The organism is Epilithonimonas hominis (genome assembly GCF_003730015.1).
In the GTDB taxonomy this organism is placed as follows: domain Bacteria; phylum Bacteroidota; class Bacteroidia; order Flavobacteriales; family Weeksellaceae; genus Epilithonimonas; species Epilithonimonas hominis.
In genome coordinates this window covers 47,150-69,966 of the sequence record NZ_RJTU01000065.1, presented here as the reverse complement: position 1 = coordinate 69,966, position 22,817 = coordinate 47,150, and the positions used below count along the sequence as shown (strand labels likewise).

The 22,817-nt window shown below is 34.2% G+C and carries 22 protein-coding genes and 1 pseudogene; 2 read left to right on the top strand and 21 right to left on the bottom strand.

Annotated elements, in window-relative coordinates:
* Positions 1 to 196: 196 nt before the first annotated feature.
* Positions 197 to 478: a helix-turn-helix domain-containing protein gene (locus EGH73_RS10335; protein ID WP_123281756.1), complete on the top strand. Its 282-nt coding sequence runs from the start codon at positions 197 to 199 to the stop codon at positions 476 to 478.
* Between the two features lie 100 nt (positions 479 to 578).
* On the opposite strand, the gene EGH73_RS10330 is transcribed toward EGH73_RS10335, so the two are convergent.
* From EGH73_RS10330 to glyA, 20 genes are all read right to left on the bottom strand, one after another.
* A complete protein-coding gene (locus tag EGH73_RS10330) occupies positions 579 to 1,640 on the bottom strand; it encodes a hypothetical protein (RefSeq protein WP_148041698.1) in 1,062 nt (353 codons plus the stop codon).
* Between the two features lie 2 nt (positions 1,641 to 1,642).
* A complete protein-coding gene (locus tag EGH73_RS10325) occupies positions 1,643 to 2,821 on the bottom strand; it encodes a hypothetical protein (RefSeq protein ID WP_123281754.1) in 1,179 nt (392 codons plus the stop codon).
* The gene (locus EGH73_RS10320; protein WP_123281753.1) at positions 2,818 to 3,948 is read right to left on the bottom strand and encodes a glycosyltransferase family 4 protein; all 1,131 of its coding nucleotides are present in this window, start codon (positions 3,946 to 3,948) and stop codon (positions 2,818 to 2,820) included. The genes EGH73_RS10325 and EGH73_RS10320 overlap by 4 nt, the downstream gene beginning before the upstream one ends.
* Positions 3,945 to 5,027 (bottom strand): glycosyltransferase, encoded by a 1,083-nt coding sequence (locus tag EGH73_RS10315; protein ID WP_123281752.1) that lies wholly within the window; start codon positions 5,025 to 5,027, stop codon positions 3,945 to 3,947. The genes EGH73_RS10320 and EGH73_RS10315 overlap by 4 nt, the downstream gene beginning before the upstream one ends.
* Before the next feature lie 55 nt (positions 5,028 to 5,082).
* The gene (locus tag EGH73_RS14355; protein WP_317124644.1) at positions 5,083 to 5,598 is read right to left on the bottom strand and encodes an acyltransferase; all 516 of its coding nucleotides are present in this window, start codon (positions 5,596 to 5,598) and stop codon (positions 5,083 to 5,085) included.
* Between the two features lie 187 nt (positions 5,599 to 5,785).
* On the bottom strand, positions 5,786 to 6,952 hold the full coding sequence (locus EGH73_RS10305) for a glycosyltransferase family 4 protein (RefSeq protein ID WP_123281751.1): 1,167 nt from the start codon (positions 6,950 to 6,952) through the stop codon (positions 5,786 to 5,788).
* Entirely contained in the window at positions 6,949 to 7,863 is a 915-nt protein-coding gene (locus EGH73_RS10300) for a glycosyltransferase family 2 protein (protein ID WP_123281750.1), read from the bottom strand. Before EGH73_RS10300 ends, EGH73_RS10305 begins: the two co-directional genes overlap by 4 nt.
* Complete coding sequence (locus EGH73_RS10295; protein WP_123281749.1) at positions 7,860 to 9,218, bottom strand: surface carbohydrate biosynthesis protein; 1,359 nt, start codon at positions 9,216 to 9,218, stop codon at positions 7,860 to 7,862. Before EGH73_RS10295 ends, EGH73_RS10300 begins: the two co-directional genes overlap by 4 nt.
* A 19-nt stretch (positions 9,219 to 9,237) precedes the next feature.
* The gene (locus tag EGH73_RS10290; RefSeq protein ID WP_123281748.1) at positions 9,238 to 10,110 is read right to left on the bottom strand and encodes a polysaccharide pyruvyl transferase family protein; all 873 of its coding nucleotides are present in this window, start codon (positions 10,108 to 10,110) and stop codon (positions 9,238 to 9,240) included.
* A gap of 32 nt (positions 10,111 to 10,142) precedes the next feature.
* Positions 10,143 to 11,576, bottom strand: a complete 1,434-nt coding sequence (locus EGH73_RS10285) for a lipopolysaccharide biosynthesis protein (protein ID WP_123281747.1) — start codon at positions 11,574 to 11,576, stop codon at positions 10,143 to 10,145.
* Complete coding sequence (locus EGH73_RS10280; protein ID WP_123281746.1) at positions 11,573 to 12,592, bottom strand: NAD-dependent epimerase/dehydratase family protein; 1,020 nt, start codon at positions 12,590 to 12,592, stop codon at positions 11,573 to 11,575. The genes EGH73_RS10285 and EGH73_RS10280 overlap by 4 nt, the downstream gene beginning before the upstream one ends.
* A gap of 45 nt (positions 12,593 to 12,637) precedes the next feature.
* Positions 12,638 to 13,156 carry a KdsC family phosphatase gene (locus EGH73_RS10275; protein WP_123281745.1) on the bottom strand — a complete coding sequence of 173 codons (519 nt, stop codon included), beginning with the start codon at positions 13,154 to 13,156 and terminating at the stop codon, positions 12,638 to 12,640.
* A 2-nt stretch (positions 13,157 to 13,158) separates the two neighbouring features.
* Entirely contained in the window at positions 13,159 to 13,749 is a 591-nt protein-coding gene (locus EGH73_RS10270; RefSeq protein ID WP_123281744.1) for a serine O-acetyltransferase, read from the bottom strand.
* A 3-nt stretch (positions 13,750 to 13,752) separates the two neighbouring features.
* Complete coding sequence (locus tag EGH73_RS10265; protein ID WP_123281743.1) at positions 13,753 to 14,808, bottom strand: N-acetylneuraminate synthase family protein; 1,056 nt, start codon at positions 14,806 to 14,808, stop codon at positions 13,753 to 13,755.
* A gap of 1 nt (position 14,809) precedes the next feature.
* Positions 14,810 to 15,562: a cytidylyltransferase domain-containing protein gene (locus EGH73_RS10260; protein ID WP_123281742.1), complete on the bottom strand. Its 753-nt coding sequence runs from the start codon at positions 15,560 to 15,562 to the stop codon at positions 14,810 to 14,812.
* 63 nt (positions 15,563 to 15,625) lie between these two features.
* On the bottom strand, positions 15,626 to 17,902 hold the full coding sequence (locus tag EGH73_RS10255) for an exopolysaccharide transport family protein (RefSeq protein WP_184808097.1): 2,277 nt from the start codon (positions 17,900 to 17,902) through the stop codon (positions 15,626 to 15,628).
* A 14-nt stretch (positions 17,903 to 17,916) separates the two neighbouring features.
* Complete coding sequence (locus EGH73_RS10250) at positions 17,917 to 18,750, bottom strand: polysaccharide biosynthesis/export family protein (protein WP_245985500.1); 834 nt, start codon at positions 18,748 to 18,750, stop codon at positions 17,917 to 17,919.
* A 4-nt stretch (positions 18,751 to 18,754) separates the two neighbouring features.
* A complete protein-coding gene (locus EGH73_RS10245; RefSeq protein ID WP_123281739.1) occupies positions 18,755 to 19,372 on the bottom strand; it encodes a porin family protein in 618 nt (205 codons plus the stop codon).
* Between the two features lie 114 nt (positions 19,373 to 19,486).
* Positions 19,487 to 19,948, bottom strand: coding sequence for a regulatory protein RecX (locus EGH73_RS10240; protein ID WP_123281738.1), 462 nt, complete (start codon positions 19,946 to 19,948; stop codon positions 19,487 to 19,489).
* Between the two features lie 198 nt (positions 19,949 to 20,146).
* On the bottom strand, positions 20,147 to 21,415 hold the full coding sequence (gene glyA, locus EGH73_RS10235) for a serine hydroxymethyltransferase (RefSeq protein ID WP_123281737.1): 1,269 nt from the start codon (positions 21,413 to 21,415) through the stop codon (positions 20,147 to 20,149).
* A gap of 77 nt (positions 21,416 to 21,492) precedes the next feature.
* Here glyA and EGH73_RS10230 point away from each other — a divergent pair, with 77 nt between their 5' ends.
* Positions 21,493 to 21,789, top strand: coding sequence for a hypothetical protein (locus EGH73_RS10230; protein ID WP_123281736.1), 297 nt, complete (start codon positions 21,493 to 21,495; stop codon positions 21,787 to 21,789).
* A gap of 77 nt (positions 21,790 to 21,866) precedes the next feature.
* On the opposite strand, the pseudogene EGH73_RS10225 reads toward EGH73_RS10230, so the two are convergent.
* Positions 21,867 to 22,754: pseudogene (locus EGH73_RS10225) on the bottom strand (DUF72 domain-containing protein).
* Between the last annotated feature and the right edge of the window lie 63 nt (positions 22,755 to 22,817).

Below are 22,817 nucleotides of genomic sequence, written 5' to 3'. Positions count from 1 at the left end.
TTTTAAATTATGTAAAAGCTTACTGTAAGCTTCCTATAAGCTCCCTATAAGCTTTCTATAAGCTTTGTTATACGTTTGTATAAACTATTATTTATAGGCTTTTTTGAAATCACTAATTTCAGTGCAAATTAATTTTACAGATATCTTATTACCATCAAAAAATTCATTAAATTAGTTTATCAAAAAACCAAATGTTATGAAAAATTATCCAAACTACAGTGAGAATTTTATCAGACATCTTATACACAGTCTGAAACAAATGATACAAGAACTTCTTGCAAGTGATTTTGTTTTTGACCGCCGACAACTTCTCACAGAGCTACAAGTGGCAGAATTGCTTGGAGTCAGTGAACGTACCATGCGGACCTACAGAAGCTCAAAATTATTTCATTACATCAAACTAGAAGGCCGCATCTATTATCTTGGCATTATCCTGTATATGGATTTGATTGTTCACAGCCTTCATAATGTTCTGTGAAAGACCGATTAAAAGCTGTGTTCTCCTGCATCAATCATCTTTAAGCGTTCGTTACGGGATATTATTTTGAGTTGAAAGTAGGAGAATTCAGTCAATGACGTTAATTGTTCGCATCGTTTTTTGTCATTTTGATGTTGATTATCCGAATGGCAGCAATCAAAACAAATGTCATATACATTATTTTTGTTCTTGCGAAAATACCGAGACAGGAATACCCCTGAATAAAAAAGAAGGAAGAAATCAGAAAAAAGCCGATTGAAAGCTTTGTAAAGCTATCTGTTGTAATGGTTCTAAAATCTCGGATACAGGCAAGCAATGCCCCCGACAGCAAGAGTAGCACGAGGCCATTTTCCACACTCAATATCAATGACAAGAACGAATCTGCATCCCAAAACAAGGGTCTGAAATTAAGCGCAAAGAAGCGTTCCACAATATTGTAATCGATCATTGGCACGTAAGAATTCGCCCTTCGAAATGCGATGAGCGACGCGTCATTTCTTTCCAGAATATACTGGATGTCGAAGGGGTTTCGATTCAACAGTTTCAGCGTGAGGATATACATTATGAAACTTCCTGCCATACCAAAAATTATCATTCTCACTTTTTTAATTGTCAGCTTGCCAGATGAGAACAGCAATAATATTACAATAGCCAGCAACAAAAACAGGGCGACGTGTGGTCTGATTGCCATCAGTAGGAGCCATCCCAATATTGATTTAAAACTGTAAAACTTAGCGTCTGCATATTGGGTCATTATCCATGTCACTGCGAGAAAAATGACAGGTTCCTTACCAATAATGGATGTCCAAAAGTGCAGGTTAGGCAGCAGACAAAGGATTTTCAACAGCATGTCAGCCATTTTAGTCTTCGGACGTATGTAATGGTGCGCAAAACTGTACAGTTCCCAGATCGCTAAAAAGCCTATCAGATTATATATCAACAGGCCGAACCAAAAGGGCAATTTCAGTACGGCTACCAAGGGATAATTGATCAGCTTAATGACTTTGGTTCCGATACCGATATAAGATGTCCAATGTTCTGCCAGGTTCCAATAATTATGTGCATCGCCCTTATTGTAAAGGAAATAAACGCAAGCTATCCCTGCAAACATCAAGTGGTACAGAAACAAAGCCATGCGAAAGCCCAATTCCCTGTTTTTCACGGTTATTTTTTTAAGGTTGTCCGGCGGTTTCTGAGCAGTTGCTGTTCATAAGAAAAAATCCACATCAGGTAGATGATCATCCCCGGAAGGAACATATTCCGCATCCGGATCATAATCCCCATATTACCCATTGATTGCGAGAATGCCAATGTACCCACCACCAAAAAAATAACCAAACCTTTTATAACAAAAGGCGCCGCTTTGAAGGCTCTGATTGGGCTGGTGCGCATTGCTTTTATGAAAACAATCAGCAACAGTAAATTTTCTAAGGCAGCAATGAGACCGTTTATATTTTTGACGTCAAATAATGCCGGTCTGAACCAGAAGGTCAGGACTTTCAGCGGAAAAGGATAAGAAGAAATGTCTATGGCAGAACCTGCACTAGAACGGCTCAAAACGGCAGCTTTGCCTGTTGCAAATTTGTCAAAGCCTTCTGCTGACGCTTCTTCAATCTTCGCAAACTCCATTACCGATGGCAAAATGGCAAGCCCTACTGCTATCATTGCCGCTGAGAAAATAAACCGTTGCGCCGGGGACACCTTGCCGCCAAAAACATAAGCCAAACCAAAACCTACCATTAAAAACAGTGTGATATGGGGCCGGATCGCCATAGATAACAGAACAGCAATTACTATTAGCGGAATTCTTTTAAACGGATCCATCAATGCATAAACGAACATTCCTATGCAAAGAAATAAGACTGTATCCTTACCTACTCCTGAGCTCCAAAAATGAAGGTTTGGAAGGAAGAAAATCAAAGGAAATAAAACATAGCCTTTTATAATGACGTTATAGGGTACCGACCTTGCTGCTATTAAAAAGAAATAAGTGATCCCAAATGAACCTAACATACTGTAGAACATAGTATTTGAGAGAAATGACATTCCTAATAAATTGGCTGGAATGTAATTAAAGGATCTCATAAACTCTGTACCTTCCCCAGCACTGAGTCCTAAAACGAATTGATCATAAGACATCAACTTTGCTACACGCCAATGCCCCCAAGCATCGCCTCCTCCATTGTTTGTGGTGAAAAAATAAGCTATACCAAGTAAAAAATGAAAGAGCGCCAATTTATTAAGAATCGGCAGATAAGCATATTCCTTATCTTCTAGAAGAAATTTGGGAAAGTGCAGTGCCAACAAAATAAAAAGAGGTATGTAGATAATATCTAAGATCATTCCTTCAATATTTTAATCCATTTTTCCGACGTCACCTGAATACAATATTTTTGCTCTACCAGTTTTCTGGCGTTCGTTCCCATTCTTAGCCTTTCTTCTATTTCATTTTTGAAAAACAGAATTCTTTCCTTCCATTCTTCGTTGCTTGTTGCAATAAAACCAGTTTCGCCATCTATACAAACTTCTTTATTCATTCCCACATCTGATGCTACGCCCGGGATTCCACAGGCGGCATACTGAATGAGTTTATAGGCGCATTTTCCCTTTTCCCATTTGGAGTCCTGCAGTGGCATCAGTCCAATATCCATTTTCAGAATCTCGGCAACTTCTGTATCTTCCGTCCACCGGATATATTGTACATTCTTTCCGAGATCCATATCCTCTGTGATCCCCACAATATGGAAACGGATATTCGGATCTTGAATCTGCAAGGCTTTGATCCAGTCTTTGCAGGGCAAAAGATGTTTTTCAAAGGTGGTTTTCGTCCCAATCCAGCCAACTACGAATTTTTGATTATTTTCGGAAGCGCTTCTTTCCCCGGCTTTTCCTTCGACTCCGCTCAGGATGACATTGGGTGGAAGCGCTAGGTCTGAGTGATTATTTTTTGATGGGTATCGATTTATATCAATGACTGTTGGAATAATTTCTATATTTTTTGCACCTGCCTTTCTTGCATATTCTGCTAAATAGTTGTTACCTGCGACAACAGTTCCGCTATAACGCATTACTCTGGCTATTTTATTGCCTAAGAATTTCCTAATAACTGGATTTGAGCTTTTATCATAATTGTGGAAAATTGCATCATCATAATCTACGATGTATTTGATTCCAAACGACTTTAACATCCATTCTGCAAATGCTGGAAGAAATGGGAAAATTTCTTTTTCGATGACTACATTGTTGTATCTTAAAACTGAAAACAACACGAAAAATCTCCGTAAATAAGATTTTACAACTGTGCCGATATTTTTTTTCCCCGCATAAAAATCTTTAAGATAATCATCATCGAAAAAAGGCTTAACCACAACCGTCATTCCCGCCTTTTCCAAATACGGAAAATACTGGTAGCTTCGCATTCTGCTACTGCCTGCCATTCTTGTGTATTTGGTTAAATAGAGAATTTTCATTGGTTTAGATAAGTAGAATAATTGTCAAAGATAAGATTAACATTGTATCTGAAAATAGCTTCCTGCTTAATTTGTTCTCTATCTAAGCTCTTAATTTCTTCCCATTTTGAACTAATCACTCCGGCCAAACTTTCGGCATTGCCCGTCTCGAATAGGAAACCATTGATACCTTCTTTAATAACTTCATTATTTGCTCCAGGACAATCTGAAGCTATAATAGGGGTTCCCAAGCACAGACTCTCTACAATAACATTAGAAAACCCCTCGAATAATGATGTTGAGATTATTGCATCTGCCTGTTTCATCAGACTGTACGGGTTGCTAACAAATCCAGTTATCATAATATTATTGTCCAAACCAGAGAGAGAAATTTCTTTCTCCAGAGACTCTCTCAATTCGCCTTCGCCTAATATCTTTAAAACTGGTAATTTTTTGTTGCCATCTTTCAGAAGTTTAAAAGCCTTGATCAGTGTTCTATAGTCCTTTTGAGGTGACAGTCTTCCTACTGCCAAGAAATCAAAATCTTTGATTACATCTTGAGAGCTCAATTCATTAACTTTAAAGGTGTTTACCGGATTATAAATGACTTTGTACGATTTGGGTGTCATACCGGTTTCTTTGATAAAATCGCTAGCCATATAGTGGCACTGAAAAATTAACTTGTCAGAAAATTTTGCGATTACTTGATTTGCGCCTATATAAAGGCGTTTTTTGAATTTAGATTTTAAAAGATTTTTCTCTGCTCCTATTGTATTTCCGAGTCTGTTGATGATTTGAATTTTTTTTGAGATGAACGGTCTCGCCAATGCAGTAGCTAAGCTAGAACCTAGGGATGCGAATACTTTTGTGGGCTTATGAAGATTGCAAAACTTTATAAAGGGAATAACAGACTTAAGCGCAGACCCAGAGTTGAGTTCGTAAACCTTTACATTTTCTGGAATTTGGCTCATAAGATCACCTTTTTTTCTACCTAACAATAGAACTACATTTTGCTCCTGTTTTGCAAAACGTTCTAGCAAGTTCAGCATTACTCTTTCGGCTCCACCGCCTCGTAAATCTGGTAAAAAGAAGACTATCATAGCATTATTATATAATTTTTCGGACTAAGTGATATTTGCACTAAACATATATTAATTATTTCCAACTAATATTCCTTTTTATAATTTTCGCAGGAACTCCTGCCACCAATACATTAGCTGGAACATCTTTAGTAACTACACTTCCTGCGGCCACCACCGAATTATCACCAATCGAAACTCCTTTCAAAATAATGCAGTTCATTCCTATCCAAACCTTATTGCCAATCGATATAGGAGCTGTTTTTACATGTTCTTTATCACTAATGAAATCATGATTGTCAGAATCCCTTATCACTACATTTTCTGCAATCGCTACATCATGACCGATTTTAATTTCAGCATAACAACCAATATTGGCATTATGATTTATATATCCACTTCCTAATTCTAATGTAGCATTTTCGTGAATTGAAACTCTTGCTCCAGAAAAAAAACTGAATTTATCCTTTACGATAAGCCTTGAATTATCTTTCATTATCAAATGAGATGAAAACGGATCATTACTAGCATAACTTCTGTTAAAAAAAAATCTTTTTCCTATTTTAATAGTGGCAGTATTGTGTAAATCCATACAACTCTTTTTGTATGCAAGCATTTTCTTATAATTCTGTTGAAAAAGTGATCTTAATAATACTGATACTTTCAAGTTTGAAATCATCTCCAATTTTTTCATTTCTAGAATCTTATATTTGAATAATATATATAAAAAATAAATGTTAAAACACTTAGAATATCTATAAAACAGTCTCTCTGTAATATTATTTAAGAAACTGATTTAAAATATATTTTAATTTCAATTGAATTCTAACTATTAAGGATGGGCAATATTCTTGGTACATTGTCCAATTTGTGAAATCTAAAATTTTAGGCTTCTTATAATTAAGAGATTCTGCAAAAACAGTTCTGTACTCATCAAGAATAACATCCAGATTATACTTCTCTTCAATAGTTTTTGTTGCAGATACCGACATTTTTGATCTTTGAACAGGATTAGTAAGAAGAATTTTTATGTTACTTTTAAAAACATCAATATTATTTGCCGGTACTATAAATCCATCTATCTTATCTGTTATAATATAATCAGTTATCCCCTTTATCTCATTTGCAATAGGAATTACACCGTACTTCATCACCTCTATAAGTGTGAGACCAAAACCTTCGATGTAGGAAGGAAACAACATGATATCCCATTGCGATATGATTTTTTCTTTTTCCAACCCTTTTTTAAAACCCCAAAAATTATAATTAATATTGTATCCTTCCAATTCATTTAACAGAGTCTGTTTGTCCGGACCGTCACCAATAATTTCAAAAATGAAGGAATCTGTAATACCCTGCAATATTTTAGGTATTAATAATACACCTTTGTGTTCGTGATGAATTCTACCAAGAAAGCCTATCCTTATTAAATCATTTTGAGGTCTAACAAATCCACTTTGTATTTGCACGCCATGGGGAATCAATTTTAGCTTTTTTCTGACATTTTCTTTCACCTCTAATACATTTATTTGCTTCGGGGAAATACATATAATCTTAGATACAAAATCATAATATTCACTTACCGCTTTGTATACTCTCTGGGTATCACTATTTACGATATTTATTATTTGTAAAGACTGGGGCAAATATGGTATCACAGAGATTGCAATCGCTGAATTCATGGGAATTAAGATATCATAAGCGTTTTCTTTTAAAAAAGCTATTAATTTAAAAGCCAATTCTCTAGCATGTATTACCCTATCTAACTCAGCACCAATATGAACAAATAAAATATCATCTAATAAGCTATGTTCAATTTTTCCAACTTGCAACAGTGTCCAATCATAATTAGGTAAACCATCTGCTAAATATTTGAAATGGGTATAATTTCCTCCGAGATAAGGAATGCCCATAAATGCAATTTTCAATCTTGATGCATTAATCATTTAAAATTTCTTATTTTTTTATACTGAGTTGCACTTAAAAAAATAGTATATAAAATCTTAATATATTGTGAATAATGAAAAGGTCTATTAATTACCGAAATGAAAAAGTGTTTTAAAGCAAAATTCTTTTTGCCATTAACGGCATACAATTCTGCTAAATGCTCATTTATTTCGCTCCAAGGTAAAGAATTCTTTCTAATGGTTTTACCGTGTTTTTGTAAGTATTGAACTACGGCAATTAATTTTTTTTCAAAATTAGTAGATAACGCATCTGGGTGCTGATAGTATTTTACCAAAACCTCGTTAACAAAGTCAAATTTACAAACAAAAGACAGTCTATAATATAATTCAATATCTTCTCTCCATCTAAAATTTTCATCGAAGTATTTTACCTGTTCTAAATACTTTCTTTTTACTATAACCATGCTTGGTGGTGAAAAATGATTAAGAGCAAGAATTTTTGACAAATTACCCTTATATTTTAATGTCCTTAATCTTTCTTTCCCATCAAATTCACTAACTATCATCCAAAAAGATCCAACAATCCCGAAAGAATCATCTAATTTTTCAAATAGCTCCATCTGTTTTTCAACTTTAGTAGGAAGCCATTCATCATCATCATCTAAAAAAGCCACATACTCTCCTATTGAATTTGTAATACCAGTATTCCTAGCAGATGGAAGCCCTTTATTTTTATCGTGCTTTAAATATTTAATCTTTTTGTCTTCAATATAACATTTAAGATTTTCTTGCGTCGACTTTCTATATTCATTATCTCCATCGTTATCATCTACAACAACAATTTCAATATTTTGATAGGTTTGGTTTATAACACTTTCAATTGCTCGAATAAGATACTCTGAGCGCTGAAATGTTGGAATAATAACACTGACGAGAGAATTTTGATTCATCGTAGTTCAAATAATAATGAATTATGGAATATTAGAGAAGTATTTTTATCGAAGTGTTTATCTAGAATATCAATTTTATCGGTTATATAATCTTTATCAAAGCCATAAAATTTTCTATTATGATACTCACTTTTTTTCTTGCCATCTTTTTTTAATCTTGCTAATTCTTTTTTAATGTTGTTTTTCAAAAATTGTTTTCTAATGAATGATGCAGTAGGAGATTCACTTTTACTTTCTTTTTTAATGATTGCGTCTCTTAAAACATCCAAAGTCAATTCAAAACTATTTTTTGAAAAGTTAGCCATCAAATTGTTTAAGGTATTGATGGTATTTTGATCCTCTATATTATATTTATAGTTATTTAGATTTTCGATAATATGGATGACCGCTTCTATATTATCAACTCTTTCTCCTAATTGATTAGGCAACCATATATCGAATTTTTCATCATAAACCGGTTTATAATTTATTATAGTTTTCCCTGTAAAGAATGCTTCTAAAGCTGTTGTGCAACCGTCATGAATCAATAATTCGGATGCGATAATCCATGAAGATACTGCTCCTTCATGACTTACGATAATATTGGGTACTCCTTTAAATACGACTTCATAGAAAGATTGTTTTTCTGAAGGATGTGGTCTGTAAACAAAATTTTTATCCGGAAATTTGATTGCCAAAGCATGTGTTAGCTCAACCATTGACAAGCATTGGATACCAGCGTACTTAAAAAAAGACACTCGATCCATTCGACTTTTTAAATCATCGACATGATAGTATGATTTATCAGAAAATAAAAAATCTACGCCTAAGCCATGATTATACACTGTATAGTTACCATTTATCAAAATAAATTCTCCGAATTTGGATTTTAATTCCTTCACCTCTTTTTCAAAATAAAACTGCCAGTGAGATTTATAAAGATCAAATCTTGGATGACCTGTTGTTTGCAAGGGAATATTCTGATTATTACGCTTTTGATCTATCTCTTTTTGGAAATCTCCCCACTCACAGACAACATCATTATTGTTAAAAAAATCCAATTTGTAAAGAGATTTTAAAACCTCTTCCCATTGTTTTTCCCGACCTTTGTATACTGCACCTTCTTCATGTAAATAAACAAAATCAAATTCCTGATCTCGAATTTTTTTGATTAAAATACCTTTTTCTTTCTCTGCACCAAAATGAAACACGTTTTTTCCAAAATAAATACCCCCTTTTAATTTTGGTAATATATTTAATAAAAAATCATGCTGTCCTAAATAAATTGTATGTCCCTCACCCCCAAGTTGATGGGCTAATGCCAGCTTAAAGTCTAATTCTCTGTTAATAGTTTCTATCGGAAATAGTAAAATCATAAATTTAAAGCGGTTTAAATTAATTGAGTACAAATGGACAAGATAGTAATAGATTATTTTGGACTTTAGCTAAAATATTATCATCACATATTGGTTCTATTATTTTATGTTCAATTGCGTCTTTCAACTCATATTTTTGTTTATTTAAATTTAACGATGAGAAATAATCAAAAAATTTAAAATCGTCATCTTTATTAAGAGATTTCTTTGTTTTTATCCATAAGTTTGGAATTCTGTATGCTTCTGCGGCAATCAATCCATGTAGAGAGCTTGAAACTATAATTTCACACTCATGTATTTGTTTCACAAAATCTTCTGTAGAACTATATACGCTGATGAGTTTGATATTATTTTTTTCACAGTAATTTAACAAGTCCCTATCTGACAAATCTATATAATGTGGTATAATACCATAACTGTATTTTTTTGCTGTTTTTGAGCAATCTAGATAAAGAGGTAGTAATAACGCTGGATCACCATATACTTCTTCACAATTAATATTCTGATCTATCAAAAGTTTTCTGGATAACTTCCCTCTCACCGCTAAAATCCTTTTTGGAGAAACCTCTACACGTGAATTTGCAGATATAAAACCCGATCCCCAGACAACTAGTTTTTTCTCATTACAATAATCTAAAACACTCCCTATAACACTATATATTTCTTTCTGAAAAATCGTAAAATAATCATACGCAAATAAAACCTTCTTATTTGAAATTTTTTCAATCAAGTAGATATTCAATGCATCACCCCAATTTAATCGGTATGGATCATACATAAAGCGTACTAACAAAAAACGTTTCGGAAAAAATAAAATCTTGATCGAATTAATCATTTTCTTAGGATTTAGTTTTCTTCTAAAATCGCTTTTAATTTTATTTAATAATATCATTCTATATATTTTATTTTATTTCAAAAGAAATATTACTTTATAAAAATTTTTTTGACATGCAAAAGTAATTGACTGTCCATTTTCCATATCAAGAACAGCCATAAAGCAGCGTATAATATAGAGAAACAGAATATACTATAAATTGGTTCCATGATAAAAAATGAATCAAAACCTTTTTGAATACTCCATCCTCCAAAACCAACAATTAACATGTTTTTTATAATATAAAAAGATTCTTTATAAATTGAAAAGCCTAATTCAGCACTAAGTAAATACTGATAAAAGAAGGATAAAAAAACATTAAGTATCACAATTATAATTAATAATTTAGGAAAAGATATCCAATATACTAAAAATAAAACAGAGATTAATATAAATACCTTATGCCCTAATTCTATTTTCAGATACAAATTAACCTTATTTAAAATTTTAAAAATATTCTGTGCCTGAATTGTTATTGGATAAAATATACTACCAATAGCAAAAATTTTTAAATAAACTGCACTGTCTATCCAGTTTTTTCCTAATAACACAATTACAATTTCTTGAGCCTGAAAGAAAAATATACCATTTATGAGTAGCATCAAATAAGTAATCAATCTTACATTTAAATTAAAAATGTCTTTAAGTTTTGTTTTATTATTTTTAAGTTGAACCATAGATGGGTACAAACCTTTCATAAAACTAGAATTAATAATTTCAACAGGTACACTTTGGATACTTCTAGATTTGTTATTTAAGCCCAATAATGCTGGTGAATAATATTTTGCAAAAATCAAGCTCAGTGATTGTACATAGAAACGTGATAAAAATGTCACAAGTAATATTTTTGCTCCAAACCTATACAAATCTCTGATTTCTCTAATTTGAAAAATAAATTTAGGTACATATCTAACACTAATCAAAAGAAAGACAACATAAAAAAAAGCATTAACTAATTGTTGAATTATTAAAGATAAAATTCCAAAGCCATTATATGCTAAATATATACCTACTACAAAGCTTATTAGTGAGGTTGGTATTCTCGCCTTGGTAATCTTCTTAAGATTTAGCTCCTTAGTCGCTTTCGCTATTTGAATTATTCCGACTGATTCTATAACTAAAGTCAAGGATTGTAATCGTATAAAAAAAGAAAGATTTTCATAATCGTAAAAATCCTCTATAAAAGGAGCAGCAATAAAAAGTATTAGATATAAAAAGACACTCATGATGATATTAAGCCAAAATACCGTAGAATAATGTATTTCGTTAACATCAGACTTCTGTATTAATGCTTCCTTCAATCCCCCATCTACAAACAATGTTACGAGAAGATAAAAAACATTTACAACAGCTAAAATCCCAAAATCGCTTGGTAATAATAGACGAGCTAATATAATGCCTAAAAAAAAACTAATTGCCTTAAGACTCATGGACTCAACAAAAGACCATTTTACATTCGAAATTGTTTTTTGTTTAAGACTCATTGCGTAATCTTATAATAGGATTTGAACCAGTCCACATAATTATCAATACCTTTTTCAACAGTAGTTGTAGGTCTATAATTAAAATTATCTTCTAAGCTGGTAATATCTGCCCAAGTTTCATAAACATCCCCTGGTTGCATAGGCATCATTAATTTTTTCGCTGTTTTTTGCGTCTTGACTTCAATTGCCTGAATAAATTCCATTAGTTGTACAGGCTTGGAATTTCCAATATTATAAATCTGATGTAGATCTTTATTTTGTTTTGGTTCATCCAGAACCACTCTTTGAACGCCTTCTACAATATCATCGATATATGTGAAGTCTCTTGATAATTTACCATGATTGAATACTTTCAAATTCTCTTCCTTTAAAATAGCGTTCGTAAAAAGAAATATTGCCATATCAGGACGTCCCCATGGTCCGTATACAGTGAAAAATCTTAGACCAATTGTTTTAATTCCAAAAAGATGGCTATAAGTGTATGCCATTAATTCATTGCTTGTCTTTGAAGCGGCATAAAGACTAACCGGACTATCAACTTTCTGATCAATATTATAAGGAATTTCCGAATTTTGACCATACACACTTGAGCTACTAGCATAAACCAGCTTGCCTACATTATAATGCCGGCAACATTCTAAAATAACTGTGAAACCTAGGATATTACTATTTATATATTCGAATGGGTTTTCTAATGAATAACGCACTCCTGCCTGTGCTGCAAGATTACAGACAATATCAAATTTTTGTTCTCGGAAAAGTTCACTTATGAACTCTTTATCCGTAATATCAGATTTATAAAAAGTGAATAAATTGCCTTCACTTCTGATTATCTTATTAATTTCAAGATTATCATCTGCATCAATACCCAAATTTTTGAGTCTTGCATATTTTAAAGTTACGTCATAATAGTGATTTAAGTTATCCACTCCTACAACAGTATGGCCTTTCTTAAGCAAATCCTGACACAAGTGGTAACCTATGAATCCTGCTGCTCCTGTGACTAAAATTCTCATTTAATATTATAAATCATTATTATTATTCTCTTACACTGGAAAAGCCTAAGATGTTTTCCCGTGTCCTGCTACAGCTTTTTCAATAATATCCTCTAAAAGATTATTTTCCATAAGTATATGCTCAACAAACTCACGAAAAGCACCCTCGCCTCCTTTTTTATTTGTTACAAGATTCACCTTTGATTGTATGTATTCCGGTGCATTTTTAGGTGAGGCACTGAAACCAACTTTTTGAAGCAGAGACAAGTCATTGATATCATCACCGATGAATGCACAATCTTGCAGGCTAATATTCAATTCGGTACAAATAGATTCTACTATTTCCACTTTATTTTTTATACCTTGGAAAAGATATTCTACATTTAGCTTTTTTGCCCTTCTGCCAACTATCTTGGTATCTTCTCCTGTTACAATTGCGACGGGTATATTTAACAATTTAGCAAAAAGAACACCTGCACTATCATAGGTATTGAATCTTTTCCATTCATTTTCGGTTTGGTCGTAATACATACTTCCGTCTGTCCATACACCGTCAATATCTGTAATAATAAGTTTTGGTAGCATTTTTATATTTTAATTTTTCCAGGAATTCCAATTACTACAGAGTTGTCTGGTACATCTATCAAACAAACAGTATTTGCAGCAACAACAGAATTGTTGCCACACACTATACCTCCTAACATTTTTGCACCCGCATATACTGTAACGTTGTTCAACAATTGTGGTCTTGAACCATTTCTGTCACCTAAAGTGACACCTTGATGTATTAAAGCATTGTCCCCAATTGAGCATCTCGCACCAATAACGGTTCCTAATCCATGATTGATTTTTAGACCTTTTCCTATGTTAGCGGAATAGTATATTTCAAAATTAGACACCAATCTTCCCAAATTACTGAAATGATTTGCTATGCCTTCATTACCGTATAAAAAATAATTCCTTGATATTCTGTATAATAAAATACCAATCAACTCTATTCTGCTAAATAGCAAATCTGTTGTTATATCTCCTTGGAAATATCTGTTAAAATCATACTGAAAAACTTTTAGAACATCATCTAATGTTTCTTTTTCAAGTATTTCGTTGACATCGATTTGTACCCAATAATATTTCTCAAATAAAATTTGTAATTTTTCTATTATCTCAAGGGATACCATAAATTACTTAATTAAATCAGAATAAATAATCTCGTTCTTAGGAATATGAGATGCAACCGTTTTACCGATTAGTTTATCTTTTTCATTCCATTTGAATCCATCTCCAGGACTAAGAAGGTGCAGATGCTCTTCTGCAATTATGTCTCCAGCGTTTAAGTCAACCTTTGTGGCGATGGATCTTTCTAATTTATTTTTGGCAGAAATTACATTTTTATCAATATATAATTCTTCCTTGCCCATCCATTTCTCTGTAACGCGAATATCTCTAACCATTCTGTAAACGCCATCTGGACCCAAAGACCCTGCCTGATCAGTACCTTTCATATTACGATCAATCGTAATATGTTTTTCAATAATTTGAGCACCCATCCCAACAGCTACTATTGGTGCTGCAATACCAATTGTATGGTCTGAGAAACCAATTGAGTAATCCGAATAATTATTCTGGAGGTATTTAATTGTATTTAGATTAAGGTTGTCTGGATGAGTTGGATATTGTGATACACAATGGAGAATAGAAATATTATCATGTTGTTTTGTGATGACATCCAAAGCGTCGTCTAGTTCTCTTTTACCTGCCATTCCAGTTGAAAGTATCATAGGGATCTTTGTTTCTGCCATCACTTCTAGCAATGGTAAATTCGTAAGGTCTCTACTCGCCACTTTCAAATAGTCTGGCTGGAATAATTTGAGAAGAGACAAACAGCCAATTGAACAAAGTGTCTCCACAAAATCAAGACCTTTCTCTTTTGTATATTTATATACTTCAAAATGCTCCTCATCTGATAATTCTAAAAATTCTCTATGTTGACCATACGTTTTTCCAAAAGCATTGGGAGAAGCATATATTTGATTCATCTGTGAATCTGACAACTCCTCTTTCAAATCTCTCTTTGTCAATTTAACCGCATTAATACGATTAAGTGGCATACCAAACTCCGCTTCAACTATTGGTCTTGAACATAACTCAACAATAAGTTTTGCTATATCTACAGAACCGTTGTGATTCTGACCAATCTCTCCTATAATATAAACCTCCTTTCCGTCAAAGTTTCTCATTCTATTTTGAATTTTGTTCTATTTGTTGTGACATTAAATTTAACATTTCGGGATTCTCATCCAGAAAATTTATTATTTCTTTTATTCCAAAATTATCTGGATATCTTGCTTTAAGTTGTTTATAAATAAATGCTAAATTTTTAAAATCATCCTCTGTGTCTATTGTGGTTCTTATATCATTTCTGCCATTAACTATATCTATGGGTTTCAGAAATTTCATCTTGAATTTTTCTGAATTTGTATAGATGTAATTTGTTACATGCTCTCTGAAAAATATATCATCTGTATTACTTTGAACTTTTTTAAGCGTCTCCAGTGTCGCATACTCTGCCCAAAATCCAAAATGTGTTTTTATAGAAGGATTTCCATTGACACAAAAACTTATATAATCTGAGTCATCTATTTCGCCAACCAAAACTTCTAATTGACTTACATCCAAAAAGGGATTATCTGCACAGATACGGATAATTCCGTCCAATTGAAAAAAATCTGCGGTATCTATAAATCTTTGGAGAACATCACTCTCGCTACCTCTGTAAATTTTTACCTGAAGCTTTTTTGTCAGGCTTTCAAAGTAGTCATCCTTTGTATTGTCACTTGTTGCTAAAACAATATCAATATTATCAAATCTATCTTTTATTTTTTTTATAATAATTTCGGGAATAGATTCGTCATTATAAAATGACATTTTCATTTTACCTGGCAAACGTGTAGATCCTAATCTCGCCTGTATTATGAAACCTAGTTTATCCATAGATAGTTATGCTAATTAACCACACATTTATTTTGTATAGTTAGTCTATTTTTAATATTTTATTTATTCTGAATAATACCCATACCCATATTTGTTTCCAAAACGGCTGTTTTCCGGCTTTACATTATTAAGTATAAAAGCGATGTTTTTCAAGTTGTGTGTCTGCTTGAATTCATCAGCAAAATCCAGCATTTGCTGATCCGTAAAATTGGATTTTACGATATAAAGAATGGCATCTGCAATCTCGATCAAATGCATTGTATCGCTTACCAACATTACCGGTGCAGAGTCTATCACGATATAGCGGTATGTATGCTTAATACTCTCAATCATCTCGTCAAATTTCTTCATCTCCAACAAATCATTGGGATTGGGTGCCATCGCTCCACTGAAAAGAATATCCAGATTCTCATTCAGTCCAGAGGGCAGAATGTAAGGCTGCACAGAGGTGTCGTCTGAGATCAAATAATCTGTCAGCCCTTTATCTGATCCTGCTACAAAACGCTGCAACTGTGGATTTCTGATATCTGCACCGATGAGAAGCACCTTAGAATTACCTGCTAATGTGACTGCTGTATTAAATGCTACGGTCGTTTTACCTTCCCCTTTAACTGAAGATGTAATCAATATGACATCACTCTGACCCTTACTTTCCTTGGATTTCAGAATAAATTTGAGATTGGATGTTAGGATTCTGAAAGACTCCGCAAACATAGAAAAATCATTAGCAGACACTAGATCTGATTCTTTAGGACTCTCAGGAATCTCGGCAATCACTAATGCATCCGTAACCGATGTCTGTATCTGATCTTTCGTATAAATCTTAGTATCTGACACATATTTAGCATATAATATTACCACAGGAAGAAGCAAACCTGCTAATAATGCACCCAGGAGTATGTTCTGTTTTTCCGGTTTTACTATCCCCACTGTATAGGCAGGATTAATAACTTTAGCTTTTGGCGCCGTCACTGCCAAGGTAATGGCATTCTCTTCTCTTTTCTGGAGTAGGTACAGGTAGAGCTGTTCTTTAAGGTTCTGCTGACGCTCTATCCCACGGAAAACTTTTTCCTGTGTGGGATAAATATAAATCTTATGACGGTTCTGGTTTAACTGTCCTTTTGTTTGTGACATCTGAAGCTGTAAAGTGGCTTTAGATTCTACCAAGTTTTGACGAATCAGATCCCGCATCTCCAATATATCTCTATTGAGCTGTACAACAGATGGGTTCTGAGCCGTCGCCTGTTTGAGGGTCTTATTTTTTGTCAGCAACATATCATTATACTTTGCGATATATCCCTCTGTCACAGAGGACAGCCCCATATTGCTAGGTAACAGGCGCTCCGAAGAGGTCAAACTATAAATTGAATTGACCAAATCCAATTGTGTTGCATACTCTATTAACTGATTTGTATTAGAGTTGGCATTATTGACGGCTAAATTAGCCTGTGTATCTAAGTCTGTAATCTCGTTGCTGCGTTTGAAAGCTTCTTTTTCCCCTTCTATCCCGGAAAGATCCTGAGAAATGATCTCTAATCTGCCATTGATAAAATCCTGGGTGTTCTGAGCTTCCATGTTTCTATCCTTTTTGCCCTCGATGTTATATTGCTCTGTAAGGCTATTAAGAATATCTTCCGATTTGGAGGGAACAGGCCCTGTGAAGCTTAAATCCATCATCAGCCCTTTATTAGGAGGCAATGCGACAACCAACTGATTCTCTAGTGATGATACTAAACTTGGCGTGCTCCTAAAAACGATTTTAATCGGCTCAAACGATTTTTTCCCATTTTTGATTTTGATGATCACTTTTCCAAATGGTAGCGAAACCAACTGTCCGAACTGGAACTTATCTTTATTACCCTTTAGTGGACCTTCCGACAGTTTGTACGTACCGTTTCCAGATGGTGATATGATGTATGACGCAGAAGAAAATTTAGGATTTTGAACCTCTATAATATTAGCCTCTAAGGGAGAAGAAGTATAAAGTTCGTTTTCTTTGATTGCCCCGATGCCATAGAAACTCACATTAAGATTAAGCTGACCCACTACCTTAGCTAAAATAGGCTTTGATACTATTGCCGTGGCCTCTCCTTCTAATTCTCCTGCTCTTCCTGCACCATTGGCCAAATCTGCTAAAGACTCCGCCGTTTTTGATTTGGATTGTGGAAATTGCAATGAGGTTTTAGAAAGGTATTGCGGCGTGGTGTATCTGAGATAAATTTTGGCTCCCACAAAACAAAGCAGCATACTCAGAAGAATCCAATACCAATAGCGTAGGTATTTGAAAATTTCTTTTTTGATATTCAGTTTTTTCTTCTTTACAGCCGGCAGGCTCTCCATTAATTCCATATTGATTATCTAGCTAAGGCTATGACGAACGTTACCAATCCAAGCACCACCCCCATCAGCTGTAGAAACAGTCCTCTATTTGGATTGGTGGTATTGGCTGCAATTTGTTTATTTTTATCCGGCTCTACATACAGAATGTCATTCTGCTGCAGATAGTAGTAAGGCGAATTGACTATAGAAGTTTCTGACAGGTCCAGATTGTAAGTGATATCTTTTCCTGATTCTTCGGAATACCGAATCAATTTTACATTGGTTCTATTGGCAGAATCTCTCATATCACCAGCCAAGGCTAGTGCCTGGAAAATATTAAGTCTTTCTGTGGAACTGGTTTTCTGCCCAGGACTGCCCACATCTCCCAAGATACTAATATTGAAGTTGATGTGCCTAACCGTTACAACCGGATCTGTCAAATACTGCTTCAGGCGGGTATCCAACTCGGTTTTTAACTGCTGTTTGGTCATCCCCTTGCAGTAAACATTCCCCAGTACCGGAAAAGGGATGTAACCATCTGATGTCACCTGATACTGGTTATCTCCCAAACGAGCGTTACCTCCAGCATTGCCTTCTTCACCCGTCTTTTGCATTGTAGTCCGGTTAAAGGGTTTTACTGCCAAATCATCCAATGCTGTCACAATGATCTCTAGCATGTCTCCTTCCTGAATCCGTAATCCCTCGTACCTCGCCTGTGACACTTCCTGCTGGAAGTTGTTATTGCTCATATAAATCATATTTTGCTTCGGCTTACAAGAAGTTACAAGCGATATGATGAGCAAAAAAAATAATAACTTTTTCATTGGAAATCTGCAAAGATCATTATAATCTATTACAGTTTTATTCATTAAATTAGTTTGTTTCGCCGATATAATAGTTAATACCCAATGCTAACATTCTGTTATAGGTAGCATCTCTGGTATAATCCGGATAAATTTTTGAAAAGCCCCGATCAAAGCGTATAAAAGCATCCAATTTATCATTAATTTTAATCCCAGCTCCTACAGAAACGCCATAACCGAAGCTGCTTATATTCTGCTCCTGCGCTTCGAAATCCGCCGGAGGTCCCGATCTCTTTTCCGATACCAGAAATTCCAAACGGGGTCCTGCCATAAAATACAAATCACCTTTGTAACCATGACTTCTCAAAAAGTACTTAATATATAATGGTAAACCGATGTAATTATTATGGTATTTTTGTTTTTCTTCTTTTGGGTGGTTGGCATTCTCTCCCAATGTATTAAACTCCAACTGCGGCGTGAAATACAGCCAAGCCGAATCATAGATATCATTTGGGACTAAGGATACATCAGCAAATATCCCTATACCACCTCCGAATGCTCCTTTGGAATAATCGTGAACCTTAACGATTGAGGATTGGTGAAAATTGGCTGTAACCCCATATTTTATGGATTGTGCATTGGCAACACCTATCAACAAAACAAAACCAATTATAATTAGCTTTTTCATGAATTGAATTTGATCGTATTTGGGGACGAAATTAAGATTTTTTTATTTATTTTTAAGAAATATTTCACTTTGTTGAAATAATTCAATATTAATTTAAGTTAATCTTTGATTATATCACTCATTATTAACTTCTAATATGATGTCGTATTCAAAGCCTTTAGATAAAAGATATTTAATAGTTTTACTTTTTCTCTGATAATCCTTGAGCCCTTTTTGTTTGGAGAAATAATCTTTATAAATCTTATCGATCGTTTCTTCGTAATCATTCTCGTCAATCTCATCCATACATTTGGAAATTAATTTTTCCGTAATGCCTTTTTGTTTAAGATTCAATTTGATCTTATTCTTTCCCCAATGTTTGATATAAAACTTCCCTCGGATGTAACTTCTGGTAAAACGTTCTTCATTCAGGTAGTTTTCTTTGATAAGATATAGGAATATTTCATCCTTAGCTTCGGGAATCAAAAGAAAATCTCTCATCTTCTGCTCGACCTCGGAATGACAACGATCCTGATATACACAGTAGATTACCAATTTTTGTTTTATCTCTTCGAAGGTGTACGATTTTTTTTCCATTAATTAGAGACTGATAGATGGTTGATGGATGAGGGATGATGGATGAGGGATGATGGAGGGATGATGGATGATGGATGATGGATGATGGATGATAGTTGATAGTCGATAGACTGATAGATGATAGATTGAATAATAATTATTTAAAACAAAAAAGAATGAACGAAATTGTCCATTCTTTTATTGTACTGTTTGATATTATTAATCATTGAAAAGCTCGCGCCCTTCCATTAACTGATTTACTTTTCTCTTCACTGCCTGCAACGTATTTTCATTTTTGATATCATCCACCACTTCAGAAATCAATCCTGCAATAGTTTCCATATCATTTTCTTTAAGACCTCTGGTCGTAATTGCAGCCGTACCAAGACGAATCCCAGAAGTGGTGAACGGCGATTTGTCATCAAAAGGAACCATATTCTTGTTACAAGTGATATCCGCTTTCACCAATGCTTTTTCAGTTTCTTTTCCGTTAACGTTTTTGTTTCTAAGATCAATCAGCATCAAGTGATTATCTGTTCCGCCACTCACAATTTCGAAACCTAAATCAATCATCGCTTTTGCCAAAGCCTGAGCATTTGCTTTAACTTGCTTAGCATAAACTTCAAATTTAGAATCAATCGCTTCCGCAAATGCCACTGCTTTCGCACCAATTACGTGTTCCAACGGCCCCCCTTGGATTCCTGGGAAAACAGCACCATCCAAAACAGCACTCATCAATTTGGTTTCTCCTTTCGGCGTTTTATGTCCGTAAGTATTTTCAAAATCTTTGCCCATCATAATCATTCCACCTCTTGGCCCTCTCAATGTTTTGTGAGTCGTAGTCGTTACAACGTGGCAATGTTCGAATGGATTATTTAACAAGCCTTTTGCAACCAAACCTGCCGGATGCGCAATATCCGCCCAAAGCGTTGCTCCAATTTCATCCGCAACTTCACGGAATTTGGCATAATCCAAATCTCTGGAATACGCAGAAAATCCTGCAATCAGCATTTTGGGTTTTTCTCTCAGAGCCACTTCTCTCATTTGGTCATAATCTATCAAACCTGTTTCTTTCTGAACGCCGTAAGAACAAACCTGATATTGGATTCCTGAGAAATTAACTGCAGAACCGTGTGTGAGATGCCCACCCATAGACAAATCCATCCCCATCACTTTATCGCCTGGTTTAAGCACCGAAAGATAAATTGCAGCATTGGCCTGAGAACCAGAATGTGGCTGAACGTTTACATAATCTACTCCGAACAATTCTTTTGCTCTGTCGATTGCCAATTGTTCTACCTCATCAACAACTTCACATCCGCCGTAATATCTACGTCCAGGATAACCTTCTGCATATTTATTGGTCAGCACGCTTCCCATTGCTTTCATCACGTTTTCGGAAACAAAATTTTCCGATGCAATCAATTCAATACCGTGGGTTTGTCTTTGTCTTTCTTTTTCAATTAATTCGAAAATCGGGTCTTGCATTTCTTAGATTTATTTTTCCCAAAAGTAAGAAATTCTCGATAATTTTTTATAACTTTCATTGATTAACATATTCAAAAATGAAATCAAAGAAAAAATATAAAAAGGAACTCCTAAAATCTCTGAAACATCTTGAAGCAGCAGAAAGTGCTTCCTTGAGAGTAATGACGAATTTGATGCTTCTTAAGGAAATGAAAGAAAACAATATCAAGTTCAAAAAAGGCGATGTTTTTTCTTTTGAGGACGATATTTTTGATTACAGCGATGACAAAAACGTCCGTATCCTTGCCAAGATTCGTAAAAAAACAATGAAAGCGATGCAAAAGTTAGTTGAAAACAACAATTTTAAAGATAAAGAGCTGAAGTTTTTGGCTTAAATTATTAATAGTCTTCAAAAGCCTCAGACTTACAATTAATTAAATCCCCTTCTTAATTAGAAGGGAATTTTTAGTTTTTAAAATAAAGTCGGCTGATTATCTGCTAATGCCGGAATATGAATATCAGTTCCCCATTCTTCATTCATTTTCTTGATTAAATGTGACGATAATAATGGCGATGCTTTTTCGATATTCTGGTGAACGAAGAAATAAAGATTCTGTAAACCTTCCTTTTTCCATTTTGTTAATCTTTCCAGCCAATCTTCCAATCTCGCATAATCACTATCGGCATTGGCACCAACATATCGGATAAAAGCATTCGGTGTTGTGAGTCGCATATGAAGCATATCTCTTCTGCCGGCTGTATCTACAATGATATTCGTAATGTTATTCATTTCAAATAATTCGCAAACGGTATTGAAAATCTCTTCATCCGTGAACCATTCTGTATTTCTCAATTCAATCGCCAATGGAACTTCTTTTGGCCAATCCTGAACGAATTTTTCCAAACGATCATAATCTTTCGGTTTGAAATTATCATGTAGTTGTAGAAAAACCATTCCTAACTTTTTATCGAAATTCAGAACTGCCGAAGCGAATTGCGTGACGACATCAGTAACATTCAATAATCTTCGGAAGTGTGAAACTGTATTGGTAATCTTCGGAAAGAATTTGAAATCCTTTGGTGTCTTTTCTTTTCACGTCTGAACCTGTTCTGCTGTAGGCATTCCGTAGAAAGTGGCGTTCAATTCAATCGAATTAAACTGCGTGGCATAGTAAGTCAATTCGTCTTTAGTTCCTTTTGGATAAAAACCTTTGAGGTCGGTCTTGTTCCATTTGGCACAACCGATAGAGATATTATTCAAACCTTTTTTATTCTGATTAAGAATGAATTTTGTTTGAGGATGGTCTTTTGGTAAAGTAAAATCTATCTGTGACGGGTCAGCAACTTGTCCGAATTTCATAACCGATATTTTTCATGAAAGGAAATTAGTAATTATTATCCAATTGTAAAAATAATCGACGCC